Origin of the sequence: Pseudomonas sp. 24 E 13 (assembly GCF_900004715.1) — a bacterium.
Taxonomy (GTDB): domain Bacteria; phylum Pseudomonadota; class Gammaproteobacteria; order Pseudomonadales; family Pseudomonadaceae; genus Aquipseudomonas; species Aquipseudomonas orientalis_A.
The window spans coordinates 1-12,782 of sequence record NZ_CVTO01000012.1 but is presented as its reverse complement, the minus strand read 5'-3'; the positions used below and the strand labels follow the sequence as shown (position 1 = coordinate 12,782).

General features: G+C 61.8%; 13 protein-coding genes. 6 read left to right on the top strand and 7 right to left on the bottom strand.

Annotated features, from left to right (window positions below; genetic code table 11):
• Positions 1 to 231: 231 nt before the first annotated feature.
• Entirely contained in the window at positions 232 to 510 is a 279-nt protein-coding gene (locus BFP90_RS00470) for a DUF3509 domain-containing protein (RefSeq protein WP_003172952.1), read from the bottom strand.
• Between the two features lie 374 nt (positions 511 to 884).
• Between BFP90_RS00470 and BFP90_RS00465 the strand changes: the two genes are divergently transcribed.
• From BFP90_RS00465 to BFP90_RS00450, 4 genes are all read left to right on the top strand, one after another.
• Positions 885 to 1,400: an ankyrin repeat domain-containing protein gene (locus BFP90_RS00465; protein WP_065887969.1), complete on the top strand. Its 516-nt coding sequence runs from the start codon at positions 885 to 887 to the stop codon at positions 1,398 to 1,400.
• Between the two features lie 40 nt (positions 1,401 to 1,440).
• On the top strand, positions 1,441 to 1,971 hold the full coding sequence (locus tag BFP90_RS00460) for a hypothetical protein (RefSeq protein WP_065887970.1): 531 nt from the start codon (positions 1,441 to 1,443) through the stop codon (positions 1,969 to 1,971).
• A gap of 68 nt (positions 1,972 to 2,039) precedes the next feature.
• Positions 2,040 to 2,231, top strand: a complete 192-nt coding sequence (locus BFP90_RS00455) for a PLDc N-terminal domain-containing protein (RefSeq protein WP_003172956.1) — start codon at positions 2,040 to 2,042, stop codon at positions 2,229 to 2,231.
• Between the two features lie 395 nt (positions 2,232 to 2,626).
• On the top strand, positions 2,627 to 4,714 hold the full coding sequence (locus tag BFP90_RS00450; RefSeq protein WP_065895698.1) for an LTA synthase family protein: 2,088 nt from the start codon (positions 2,627 to 2,629) through the stop codon (positions 4,712 to 4,714).
• Between the two features lie 65 nt (positions 4,715 to 4,779).
• Here BFP90_RS00450 and BFP90_RS00445 read toward each other — a convergent pair whose 3' ends face one another.
• Positions 4,780 to 4,932, bottom strand: a complete 153-nt coding sequence (locus BFP90_RS00445; protein ID WP_003192767.1) for a DUF3309 family protein — start codon at positions 4,930 to 4,932, stop codon at positions 4,780 to 4,782.
• Positions 4,933 to 5,261: 329 nt separating this feature from the next.
• Between BFP90_RS00445 and BFP90_RS00440 the strand changes: the two genes are divergently transcribed.
• Together BFP90_RS00440 and csrA are read left to right on the top strand one after the other, a co-directional pair.
• Complete coding sequence (locus BFP90_RS00440; protein WP_065894021.1) at positions 5,262 to 6,077, top strand: SDR family oxidoreductase; 816 nt, start codon at positions 5,262 to 5,264, stop codon at positions 6,075 to 6,077.
• Positions 6,078 to 6,205: 128 nt separating this feature from the next.
• The gene (csrA, locus tag BFP90_RS00435) at positions 6,206 to 6,409 is read left to right on the top strand and encodes a carbon storage regulator CsrA (protein WP_065887973.1); all 204 of its coding nucleotides are present in this window, start codon (positions 6,206 to 6,208) and stop codon (positions 6,407 to 6,409) included.
• Positions 6,410 to 6,417: 8 nt separating this feature from the next.
• Here the strand turns inward: csrA and BFP90_RS00430 are convergent, their stop codons facing one another.
• From BFP90_RS00430 to mnmC, 5 genes are all read right to left on the bottom strand, one after another.
• Positions 6,418 to 6,645, bottom strand: a complete 228-nt coding sequence (locus tag BFP90_RS00430; protein WP_003192759.1) for a YheU family protein — start codon at positions 6,643 to 6,645, stop codon at positions 6,418 to 6,420.
• Positions 6,646 to 6,720: 75 nt separating this feature from the next.
• Positions 6,721 to 7,920 carry an osmoprotectant NAGGN system M42 family peptidase gene (locus tag BFP90_RS00425; RefSeq protein ID WP_065895697.1) on the bottom strand — a complete coding sequence of 400 codons (1,200 nt, stop codon included), beginning with the start codon at positions 7,918 to 7,920 and terminating at the stop codon, positions 6,721 to 6,723.
• Positions 7,921 to 8,056: 136 nt separating this feature from the next.
• Positions 8,057 to 9,802 (bottom strand): N-acetylglutaminylglutamine synthetase, encoded by a 1,746-nt coding sequence (ngg, locus tag BFP90_RS00420; protein WP_065895696.1) that lies wholly within the window; start codon positions 9,800 to 9,802, stop codon positions 8,057 to 8,059.
• 3 nt (positions 9,803 to 9,805) lie between these two features.
• A complete protein-coding gene (locus tag BFP90_RS00415; RefSeq protein ID WP_065895695.1) occupies positions 9,806 to 11,578 on the bottom strand; it encodes an N-acetylglutaminylglutamine amidotransferase in 1,773 nt (590 codons plus the stop codon).
• A 133-nt stretch (positions 11,579 to 11,711) separates the two neighbouring features.
• Positions 11,712 to 12,782 (bottom strand): bifunctional tRNA (5-methylaminomethyl-2-thiouridine)(34)-methyltransferase MnmD/FAD-dependent 5-carboxymethylaminomethyl-2-thiouridine(34) oxidoreductase MnmC (gene mnmC, locus BFP90_RS00410; protein ID WP_083203128.1); only part of this gene is annotated, 1,071 nt, incomplete at its 5' end.

The following is a 12,782-nucleotide window of genomic DNA, read 5'->3' as shown; positions in this document are numbered from 1 at the left end:
CTTGCCGCGACGCTCAGTCATGCACAAGATCGTTCCCACGCTCCGCGTGGGAATGCCGCCGAGGACGCTCCGCGTCCTGCTTTCAGTGCAACATCCGGCAATTGCGCAATGGTGACGCGGAGCGTCACGGGATGCATTCCCACGCGGAGCGGGGGAACGATCCATGCGTGGCGCACATAAAAAAGGGCCGCGACGCTCAACGGCGTTGCGGCCCTTCTTTAACGGTGGCGCTTATGCCGAATGGTAAGTCGGCAGGGCAAAGCGGTTCTGGCTTTGCAGCATCGAAATTTGTGGCAGCTCACTGGCTTGTTCGGCCAGGTCGCGGCGGATGGCGCTGATGACCCAGGTCAGTTGGTCGGCGGTGTGCAGCTGCTGATACGAGATCGAGCGCTTGACCTGTTTGCCTTCGCTGTTACGCAGGGTCAACAGAATGCCGCCGTCTGGACGTGGTTGGGTGGTGACGTCGTAGTTGGAAAATACCGAAGCGAATTTATCTTGGATCAGGCTCATGTCTATCAGCTCCATTGGCTCAAGTTGGCAAGCATGGAGTGATAGGTGCAGTGATTGTGCCAGTATTGAATCTTATAAAAAGTCTTTATAAATCAGTGACTTATAAAATCTCAAGATTTTCGTTTTCGTGCAATTTGCATGAAAGGCCATCGTGCATCCTGCATTTTGCGTTATCCAGACGGTTAATTCCCGCGCGCAGTTGCTGTTTTGCTAACGACTCAGACCGCATGCTTGCGGGATAAATTCCATCCGGCCGGCGGCCGGGCTTTCTCTATTGATTCTGCCTATGGGCGCTTTTGACAAAAAAGCCATGACAGCGGGGAACTCCATCGCGACACTGGGCGCCATATAAAGCATCAGAAAGGAGCCCTACTATGTCGACCCAGCCCCAACAAATGACCGAAGACGAAGCCGCCGAATTTGCCGAGCAGGTCTTCGACGTCGCCCGCAAGGGCGATGCCGCCATGCTCGCGGCGCTGTTGGCCAAAGGTCTGCCGGCCAACTTTCGTAACCACAATGGCGACACGCTGTTGATGCTCGCCGCCTACCACGGCCACGCCGAGGCGGTAAAAGTGCTGCTGGAGTTCAAGGCCGACCCCCTGATCGCCAACGACAAGAACCAACTGCCGATTGCCGGTGCGGCATTCAAGGGCCACCTGGCGGTGGTCAAGGCGCTGATCGAAGGCGGCACCCCGGTTGAGGCGGCGTCTTCGGATGGGCGCACGGCGTTGATGATGGCGGCCATGTTCAACCGTGTCGAAATGCTCGATTACCTGCTCGGCCAGGGTGCCAACCCCAAGGCCACCGATGCCCAGGGCGCGACGGCGCTGGCGGCGGCGCAGACCATGGGGGCAGTGGATACGGCGGCGCTGTTGCAAAAACTGGTGTAGGCTACGCGCCCTCGAAAACCGCCCGCCACAGGACCCACCCATGAAAACCGCTCTCGTCGAACTCATCAGCAAAATCAGCAGCGGTGTCATGGGGGCGGACGAGGTGGCGCGTATCGCCGATGAAGCAGCTCAGGCCTACGCGGATCCTGCGGCTTTTCTGGCGGCCAATCCGGATATCAACTACGACGACAGCTTCCCGATTCCTTTGGGGGAGTGGGTGGTGGTCGGCAGCCTGCCGGACACTGTGCTGTTCCAGGCCGACACCTACGCGGACCTGTTTGCGCAGATCGTTGCCTCGTTCGGTCCGGGCGTGGCGTTCAACCTCAAGCCCAAGCAATTGGCCAAGACCGAAGACCTGACCGCGCTCAATCGCATCCAGATCCAGATGAGCGCCCTGAGCCCGGAAGACGGTGGCTATGTGCTGCTCAACTTCAGCCAACTGCTTGATGACGAAATCCAGGCCGTCCTGGTGTTCGGCAACGACCTGTCGCGGGTGCTGGAACTGTGCGCCGAGGTTGGTATCAAGGCTGAGCCGTCGCTGGAAGCCCTGAAGATTGCCGTTCACGTTTAAATAATACGGAACCCCCGTCAGGGCTGACTATCCTACAAGGGCATGCCCCCACACTTAGGAGCGACACCATGGGTTCAACTTTCAACGGCCTGATTGGCCTGATCATCCTCGCGCTGGATATCTGGGCGATCATCAACGTGTTCAAAAGCGGCGCGAGCACGGGCGCCAAGGTGTTGTGGATTCTGTTGATCCTGCTGCTGCCGGTACTGGGCCTGATCATCTGGGCCATCGCCGGGCCGCGCGGTAACGTGCGGATCTAACACCGCACTGTGGGAGGGGGCTTGCCCCCGATTAGCGGTGGGTCAGCACTGTATCTGTTGCTGACCCTCCGCTATCGGGGGCAAGCCCCCTCCCACATTGGTTTTGCCGGTTTTACCTACCCCCGCTGAATTTGTGTGTCGAAAGTATTCGCTGCACGAAATTTTCACATCCCGTCCAAGACAATTCGCCCGCTTTGTTCCTCTGCCAGGGCCCCAATCCCTGGGGCATTTAAAGCGGTGGCGAGCTCGCACGTTCAGTAATTAATAGCCTTGCCGGCCTTGATCGGGCACCATTTGCGCCACCGCGTTAACCACCCACCCCGGCCAGCCTGGGCGAGGGCGGACGCCACTGCATTAATTTCGCAACTTCAACTTCCAATGGGTCCTAAAACGACATGGCAAACCCGGACGCCCTGAATCAGCAGCGAGCTTCAAATCGCCTGCTGCAACCGACCGTCAAATCCCATCTGGCATACACGCTGCTCTGCGCACTGGTCATGATGGTGATGTTCTCCCTGCTGCGCCTGGCGTTGCTGGTCTACAACCGCGAGATGATCCTCGACACACCCGCCTCGACCTTCCTGGAAGCGTTCGCCAACGGCCTGCGCCTGGATATCCGCCTGGTGATGTACCTGCTGGTCCCGCTGCTGTTGGCCTTGTTCAGCGTCCGGGCCATGGCGGCGCGCGGGTTTTTCCGGTTGTGGCTGACCGTTGCCTCCAGCATTGCGCTGTTCCTGGGCCTGATGGAGATGGACTTCTATCGCGAGTTCCACCAGCGCCTCAACGGTTTGGTCTTCCAGTATGTGAAGGAAGATCCGAAAACCGTGGTGAGCATGCTCTGGTATGGCTTCCCGGTGGTGCGCTACCTGTTGGCCTGGGCCGTGGGCACGCTGATCCTGAGCATGGCCTTCAAGGGCGCCGACCGTGCAACGCGCCCACGTGGCCCGTTCAGTGGCGGCAGCATCGGTACGCGCCAGGTGGCGCCGTGGTACAGCCGCATCGCGGTGTTCGTGGTGTGCCTGCTGGTCGCCGTGGTCGCCATCCGTGGCACCCTGCGCCAGGGCCCGCCGTTGCGTTGGGGCGACGTGTACACCACCGACTCGAACTTCGCCAACCAGTTGGGCCTTAACGGTACGCTGTCGTTGATCGGCGCGGCCAAGGCGCGTTTCTCCGCGCATCGCGACAACGTCTGGAAAGCCACCCTGGAACAACCGCTGGCCACCCAGACCGTGCGTGACATGCTGCTGCTGCCGAGCGAGAAGCTGGTGGATACCGACACCGCCGCCGTGCGCCGTGATTTCACGCCGCCGGCCGAGAAGACCCTGCCGATCAAGAACGTGGTCGTGATCCTGATGGAGAGCTTCGCCGGTCACTCGGTGGGCGCCCTGGGCCGTCCAGGCAACATCACGCCGTACTTCGACAAGTTGTCCAAGGAAGGCCTGCTGTTCGATCGCTTCTTCTCCAACGGCACCCACACCCACCAGGGTATGTTCGCCACCATGGCGTGCTTCCCGAACCTGCCGGGCTTCGAATACCTGATGCAGACCCCCGAAGGCAGCCACAAGCTGTCGGGCCTGCCGCAGTTGCTGAGCGCGCGCGATTTCGACGACGTGTACGTCTATAACGGCGACTTCGCCTGGGACAACCAGTCGGGCTTCTTCAGCAACCAAGGCATGACCAACTTCATCGGCCGCAACGACTTCGTCGATCCGGTGTTTTCCGATCCGACCTGGGGCGTGTCCGACCAGGACATGTTCAACCGTGGCCTGGAAGAACTGAAGGCTCGCGAAGGCGGCAAGCCGTTCTACGCACTGCTGCAAACCCTGTCCAACCACACACCGTACGCGTTGCCGACGCCGTTGCCGGTTGAGCCGGTCACCGACCGTGGCAGCCTCAACGAGCATTTGACGGCCATGCGTTACTCCGACTGGGCGTTGGGCCAGTTCTTCGAGAAGGCCCGCAAGGAGCCGTACTTCAAGGAAACCCTGTTTGTGGTGGTGGGCGACCACGGCTTCGGCAACGAGCAACAGATCACCGAGATGGACCTGGGCCGTTTCAACGTACCGATGCTGATGATCGCGCCGGGCATGCAGGAAAAGTTCGGCGAGCGTGACCACACCGTGGGCACCCAGATCGATATCGTCCCGACCATCATGGGTCGCCTCGGCGGTGACACCCTGCACCAGTGCTGGGGCCGTGACCTGCTGAACCTACCGGAAGGCGAGAAGGGCTTCGGCGTGATCAAGCCATCGGGCAGCGACCAGACCGTCGCCTTGCTGACGGCCGACCGCGTACTGGTCCTGCCCAAGGAAATGCCACCGAAGTTGTGGCAATACGAACTGGGCGCCAACCCGACCGGCAAGGTCATTGCCGAGTCGCCGGACGAAGCGGCGCTCAAGCAGAAACTTGAGTCGTTCCTGCAAACCGCGACCAAGAGCCTGTTGGATAACACCGCAGGTGTGGTGGACGGCAAGCCGGACTAACTAACAAACCGGCAATAAAAAAGAGGCCTCAATTGAGGCCTCTTTTTTTTACCCTTGGAAGGGGCTTATATCTTGCCGAGCAACAACAGCACCAGCAGAACTACCAGCACCACACCCAGGATACCCGACGGGCCATAACCCCAGTTACGCGAGTGCGGGAACACCGGCAGGCCACCCACCAACAGGAGAATCAGGATAATGATCAGAATCAGGCTCATGGTTTTATTCCTTATAGGCCTTCTGTAAAGACCGGTTATTCAGCGGGAGTCTCGTCCATCTGATAATGGACGGCTTATCAACTCCGACTCTGCCGCCTGATAAAAAATTCAGTATTTTTTTAAAGCATTTCGCTTGCTCGCTTATTTCTTTTAACACGGCCGCAACTACGCAACGTTAGTTGAAAAATATTGAACTTAGGCTATACGCAAGTATCCGACCGAGCCCGCGGTTTGCCTGGGGCATTCATCATTCTGATGGTGCGTGGGCGCGGCAGGAACCTTCGCTACACTGCCGATCACTTCCATCGTGAACCACAAGGCTACTTCCTATGCAAAACCGCATGATGATCACTGGCGCCGGGTCCGGTCTGGGTCGTGAAATCGCACTGCGCTGGGCCCGTGAGGGTTGGCGGCTGGCCTTGTCGGATGTCAGCGAGCCGGGCTTGCAGGAAACCCTGAGGTTGGTGCGCGACGCCGGTGGCGACGGTTTCATCCAGCGCTGCGATGTGCGTGACTACAGCCAGCTCACTGCGTTGGCGCAGGCCTGCGAAGTGAAGCTTGGCGGCATCGATGTGATCGTCAATAACGCCGGCGTGGCGTCCGGCGGGTTCTTTGCCGAGCTGTCGCTCGAGGATTGGGACTGGCAGATCGCAATCAACCTGATGGGCGTGGTCAAGGGCTGCAAGGCGTTCCTGCCGCTGCTGGAAAAGAGCAAGGGCCGTATCATCAACATCGCCTCGATGGCCGCTCTGATGCAGGGCCCGGCCATGAGTAACTACAACGTGGCCAAGGCCGGTGTGGTGGCGCTGTCGGAGAGCTTGCTGGTGGAACTCAAGCAGCAGGAAATCGGCGTGCATGTGGTGTGCCCGTCGTTTTTCCAGACCAACCTGCTTGATTCATTTCGCGGGCCGACCCCGGCGATGAAAGCGCAGGTGGGCAAGTTGCTCGAGAGTTCGCCGATCTCGGCGACGGACATCGCCGACTATATCCATCAGCGCGTGAGTGCGGGCGAGTTCATGATTCTGCCCCACGAGCAGGGGCGAATGGCGTGGACACTCAAACAGAAAAACCCGCAGTTGCTCTATGACGAGATGACGCTGATGGCTGACAAGATGCGCGCCAAGGCGCAGGCCATAAAGGGCTGATAGGGGTGCGGTCTGTCAGGCAAATTACCTATGCCTGTAGGTGATGCCTGATTTGGCCGCGAGCCATTGCTGGTTACGCCACAAACAAGCATGGTCGGGGTCCTGACATTCGAAAAAGGACAACCGCCATGCTGGTCTTGAGCCGCGCTTTAGGCGAAAGCATTTCCATCGGCGATGATATCGCCTTGCACATTCTTGAAGTCAGTGCCAACCACGTGAAGTTCGGCATAGCAGCGCCGGCAGGCGTCAGCGTGCATCGCGCCGAGGTGTATCGCAAAATCCTCGAGCGCCAGGCGAGTGCCGCCTATCCGGTGCCGGTGCCCAACCCGTAGCGTCACCGTCAATCAAACAGGTGCTTGGGCACGTCGTGCTTGAGCATCAGTTGGCACTGCTCGCTTTCCGGGTCGAACACAATCAGCGCCTGGCCTTTGGTCAGTGCCTGACGTACGCGCAGTACCCGGGTTTCCAGCGGTGTGTCGTCGCCATTGTCGGTGCCATCGCGGGTGACGAAATCCTCGATGAGGCGGGTCAGGGTGTCGACTTCAAGCGCGTCGTAGGGGATCAGCATATAAGCCTCGGGGGTCAAGTCCCGGCGATGCTACTGTGCCGGGACTTTTGTTGCCAGTGTCGGGCGTTTCAAGTATCAGCTGTTGCCGGCATCGGACTTGTTCCCGACCAGGCTGTCCACCGACGGCACCCGGGTATCGCTCTCCATCTGTGTCTCATGTTCGATCTGATGGCTGAAGCGGTCCAGGGAGCCTTGTGCCGGTTGCGCGTCGCTGGCGAATACCGGTGGGCTGAGAATATAGGCGCCGAGCAGTCGACTCAGTGCCGCCAGGCTGTCGATATGGGTGCGCTCGTAACCGTGGGTGGCATCGCACCCGAACGCCAGCAGGGCGGTGCGGATGTCATGCCCGGCGGTGACCGCCGAATGCGCATCGCTGAAGTAATAGCGGAACAGATCGCGGCGTACCGGCAGGTCGTTGTCCGCCGCCAGGCGCAGCAGATGCCGTGACAGGTGATAGTCGTACGGCCCACCGGAATCCTGCATCGCCACGCTCACCGCGTGCTCGCTGGAGTGCTGGCCCGGAGCGACCGGGGCGATGTCGATGCCGACGAATTCACTCACATCCCAGGGCAGGGCGGCGGCGGCACCGCTGCCGGTTTCCTCGGTGATGGTGAACAGCGGGTGGCAGTCGATGAGCAGCGGTTCGCCGCTGTCGATAATGGCCTTGAGCGCAGCGAGCAGGGCCGCGACGCCGGCCTTGTCGTCCAGGTGACGTGCGCTGATGTGGCCGCTTTCGGTGAACTCCGGCAGTGGGTCGAATGCCACGTAGTCACCGACGCTGATCCCCAGGGAATCGCAATCGGCACGGGTCGCGCAGTAGGCGTCCAGGCGCAGTTCCACGTGGTCCCAACTCACCGGCATTTCATCCACGGCGGTGTTGAACGCGTGCCCGGAGGCCATCAGTGGCAGCACGCTGCCGCGGATCACGCCGTTGTCGGTGAACAGGCTGACACGGCTGCCTTCGGCAAAGCGGCTTGACCAGCAACCGACCGGCGCCAGTGTCAGGCGACCGTTGTCCTTGATGGCGCGCACGGCGGCGCCGATGGTGTCCAGGTGCGCGGAGACGGCGCGGTCAGGGCTGTTTTTCTGGCCCTTGAGGGTCGCGCGAATCGTGCCGCGCCGGGTCATTTCAAACGGGATGCCAAGCTCTTCCAGGCGTTCGGCGACGTAGCGCACGATGGTGTCGGTGAAGCCGGTGGGGCTGGGAATGGCGAGCATTTCCAGCAGCACTTTTTGCAGGTAGACGAGATCGGGTTCGGGAATGGTTCGAGTCATGGAAACTCCTGATGAGTTGAGGGCGATCGTTCCCACGCTCTGCGTGGGAATGCCTCCAGGGACGCTCTGCGTCCGCTGTGGTGACGCAGAGCGCCACGGGCTGCATTCCCACGCGGAGCGTGGGAACAATCGGTGGTCAGGCGGCCGGCTGACTGTGCGGAAACAACAAATCCACAAACTTCTCAGCGGTCGGTTGCGGTTCATGGTTGGCAAGGCCTGCCCGTTCATTGGCTTCAATGAAGACGTATTCGGGCTGGTCGGCGGCGGGCACCATCAGGTCCAGGCCGACCATGGGAATATCCAGCGCGCGCGCTGCACGCACAGCGGCATCTAACAGGGTCGGATGCAAAATGGCCGTGACATCTTCCAGGCATCCGCCGGTATGCAGGTTGGCGGTGCGGCGCACGGCCAGTTGCACGCCACGGGGCAAAACGCTGTCGTAGTCGTAGCCGGCGGCCTTGAGGGTGCGCTCGGTTTCCGCGTCCAGGGGGATCTTGCTTTCGCCATCGGTGGCGGCCTGACGCCGTCGGCTTTGCGCCTCGATCAAGGCGCGAATCGAATGCTGACCGTCACCCATCACTTCGGCAGGGCGGCGGATCGCTGCGGCGACCACTTCGAAGCCAATCACCAGGATGCGCAGGTCCAGGCCCTCGTGGAAGCTTTCGAGCAGCACGCGGCTGTCGAACTGGCGCGCCGCGTCGATGGCTTGCTGCACCTCCTCGAACGTGTGCAAATCCACCGCCACGCCCTGGCCCTGCTCGCCATCGAGCGGCTTGACCACGATACGTTGATGTTCGTCGAGAAACTCCAGGTTGTCGTCGGCACTGCCCGCCAATTGCTGCGCCGGCAACTTCAAGCCGGCGGCCTTGAGCACCTTGTGGGTCAGGCTCTTGTCCTGGCACAACGTCATGCTGATGGCGCTGGTCAGGTCGCTCAGCGACTCGCGGCAGCGCACGCGGCGCCCGCCGTGGCTGAGGGTGAACAGGCCGGCATCGGCATCATCCACCTGCACGTCGATGCCCCGTCGATGGGCTTCTTCGACAATGATCCGTGCATAAGGATTGAACCCCGCCTGCGGCCCGGGGCCGAGAAACAGCGGCTGGTTGATGCCGTTCTTGTGCTTGATGGCGAAGGTGTTCAACGCACGAAAGCCCAACTTGGCGTAGAGGCTCTTGGCCTGACGGTTATCGTGCAACACCGACAGGTCCAGATAGCTCAAGCCTCGGCTCATGAAATGTTCCACCAGGTGGCGCACCAGCACCTCACCCACGCCGGGCCGGGTGCATTGCGGGTCTACCGCCAGGCACCACAGGCTGCAACCGTTTTCCGGGTCATGGAACGCTTTCTGATGGTTCAGGCCCATGACGCTGCCGATGACCGCGCCGCTGTCCTCATCTTCGGCCAGCCAGTACACCGGGCCGCCTTGATGGCGCGGCGTCAGGCGTTCGGCGTCAATGGGCAGCATGCCGCGGCCCTGGTAGAGCAGGTTCACCGCCTGCCAGTCGGCTTCGTTCTGCACGCGGCGGATACGAAAGCCGCGAAACACACGGGTAGCGGGGCGGTAGTCACTGAACCACAGGCGCAGAGTGTCCGAAGGGTCGAGGAACAACTGCTGCGGATCGATGCCGAGAATCTGCTGGGGCGCGGCCACATACAGCGCGATATCGCGCTCGCCGGGTTGCTCGTTGAGCAGTTCCTGGGCAAGGCTGGCGGGGTCGGGGAAGGTGTGCCCGATCAACAAACGCCCCCAACCGCAATGCACGGCAATCGGTTCGGGGCCTTGCGCGCTGCCGTCTTCGGCCAGCCGGGCCTGCAGGCGCTCGTAGGTCGGCGCCTGGCCCTTGAGCAAGCGTTGGCTGTACGCCGCGGCGTTAGGTTTCATTGATCAGATTCCTTGTTCGCTGAGCCACAGGTTCAGCGCCGCCAGTTGCCACAGCTTGGAGCCGCGCAACGGCGTCAATTGGCCTTGTGGGTCCGTCAGCAGGCGGTCGAGCATGGCGGGGTTGAACAGGCCACGGTCCTGGCTCGGGTCCAGCAGCAGCTCGCGTACCCAGTTCAGGGTGTCGCCTTGCAAATGCTTGAGGCCCGGCACCGGGAAGTAGCCTTTCTTGCGGTCGATCACTTCGCTGGGGATCACCCGGCGCGCGGCTTCCTTGAGCACCTGCTTGCCGCCGTCGGGCAGCTTGAACTTGCCCGGCACGCGGGCCGACAGTTCCACCAGGCGATAGTCGAGAAACGGTGTACGCGCTTCCAGGCCCCAGGCCATGGTCATGTTGTCGACGCGTTTGACCGGGTCCTCCACCAGCATCACCGTGCTGTCCAGGCGCAGGGCCTTATCGACGGCGGCATCAGCCCCCGGCATCGCGAAGTGTTCGCGCACGAAGTCCCCGGCGGCGTCGTTGGCGGTCAGCCATTTCGGCGCAACGGTGGCGGCGTAGTCGTCGTAGCTGCGGTCGAAAAAGGCATCGCGATAAGCCGCATACGGATCGCTGGCGCCATCCACCTGCGGGTACCAGTGGTAACCGGCGAAGAGTTCGTCGGCGCCCTGGCCGCTCTGCACCACCTTGCAATGCTTGGCCACTTCCCGCGACAGCAGGTAGAAGGCGATGCAGTCATGACTGACCATCGGCTCGCTCATGGCGCGGAACGCGGCCGGCAGTTGCTCGATGATCTCGCTTTCGGCGATGCGCAACTGGTGGTGACGGGTGCCATAGTGCTTGGCGATCAGGTCCGAATACTGGAACTCGTTGCCAGCCTCGCCGCCCGCGTCTTCAAAACCGATGGAGAAGGTCGACAGGTCTTGCACGCCCACTTCACGCAGCAGGCCGACGAGCATGCTCGAGTCGACGCCACCGGAGAGCAGCACGCCGACATCCACGGCCGCGCGCTGGCGGATCGCCACGGCTTCGCGGGTGCTGTCGAGCACGCGATCGGTCCAATCTTCCAGGGTCAGGTGTTTTTCATCATCATGGGGGCCGTAGGGCAGGGTCCACCAGGTGTGCTGTTCGGTCTTGCCGCTGGCATCGATGCGCATCCAGCTCGCCGGCGGCAGTTTTTCAATGCCTGCCAGCAGGGTGCGCGGTGCAGGCACCACGGCATGGAAGTTGAGGTAGTGATTGAGCGCCACCGGGTCGAGGATCGGGTTGATATCGCCGCCCTTGAGCAGCGCCGGCAAGGCCGAGGCAAAGCGCAGGCGCTGGCCGGTGCGCGACAGGTACAAAGGCTTAACACCGAGACGGTCACGGGCGATAAACAGGCGCTGGGCATCGCGCTCCCAGATGGCGAACGCGAACATGCCGTTGAGCTTTGGCAGAAGCGCTTCGCCCCAGGCGTGATAGCCCTTGAGCAGCACTTCGGTGTCACCGCCGGAATAGAAGGCGTAGCCGAGGGCTTCCAGCTCTTGGCGCAGTTCCGGGAAGTTGTAGATCGCGCCATTGAAGGCCAGGGACAGCCCCAGTTGGGCGTCGACCATCGGTTGGGCGGAGCCGTCCGACAGGTCCATGATTTTCAGGCGGCGATGACCCAGGGCAATCGGCCCCTGGGCGTGAAAGCCCCAGGCGTCGGGGCCACGGGGGGCGAGGTGATGCGTGATGCGTTCCACGGCTGCCAGGTCGGCAGGTTGATGATCAAAGCGTAACTCGCCAGCTAATCCACACATAAGTTCCTTACCGGTTTTTCCGTTGGGGAGGGGTCAATACTCAATACGCCTTGAAGGGCGCGTACCCAGAAACTGACCCAGCGCTATGCGTGGAGTTTTAGATCAATAAGTTATAAAGCAAACTGCCATGAGGTCATCCTGCCTGCACTTTAGAGGCTTGAGATTTGCCGCGAACCAGGGCGCGCAGGGCAAATCGATTGGGATGACAGGCCTCGGCCACTGCGCTCGGCAAGGGCAGTGGTTCGTCACAGAGCCAGGCTGCCAGCAGTTCGCCGCACAGCGGTGCTGTGACCAGGCCGCGTGAGCCGTGCCCGCTGTTGATGTACAGGCCCGGCAGCCACGGGCAGGGTAGGTCTGGCACTTGCCGGGCGTCTTTGCCCAGTGCGGCGTACACCTGTGCAAAGGCCTCAAGGTCGGCCAACGGGCCGACGATCGGCAGGTAGTCGGGGCTGGTGCAACGAAAGGCCGCGCGGCCCTGCAAGTGTTCCGCTGCTACGGTATCGGCGTCCAGGCGTTGCAGCAGGTCCTCCGAGATTTCGCGCAGCCTCTCCAGGTTACCGGCATGTTCGGCGCTGGTGGGGGTAAGGTCCTGGCTATTGAAATCGAAACTGGCGCCCAGGGTATGTTCGCCCAGGCGAGCCGGTGCGACATAACCTTCAGCGCAGACCACGGTGGCCAGCGCCCGGCTTGCCGGCGTCTGCGCCAGGCAGGTGATCTGCCCGCGTATGCGCTTGAGCGGCAAGTCGGCGCTGGGTGCGAAGCGCTTGATCTCGGCAGCCCCGGCGAGCACGACCACGCTGGCGCTGGCCAGTACCCGATCACCGTCGCGCGCGCACCATTGGTCATCCACTCGGTCGAGTTCAAGCACCTCGCGGTGGGTGAGCACGTTGATCGAGGGGTGCGTTGCCTGCCACTGGCAGAGCGACGGTGGGTGCACCCAGCCGCCCTCGGGGAAAAACAGACCGCCCTGGGCCACGTCGATCCCGGCGCATTGCCGGGCCTGATCGCGATCGACCAAGTGCAACAGTGCAGGGGGAAAGGCTGCCGCCAGTTGGGCCTGGCGCTCGCCTTCCCTGGCGTCGAACGCCAGTTGCAACACGCCGCAGTCGTCCCAGTCGACGCCACGGTGCAGCTGTTCGAGCAGGCGCCGGGTATGCCCGAAGCCGCTGAGTATCAGTTGGGACAGTGCCGTTCCGTGCGCTGA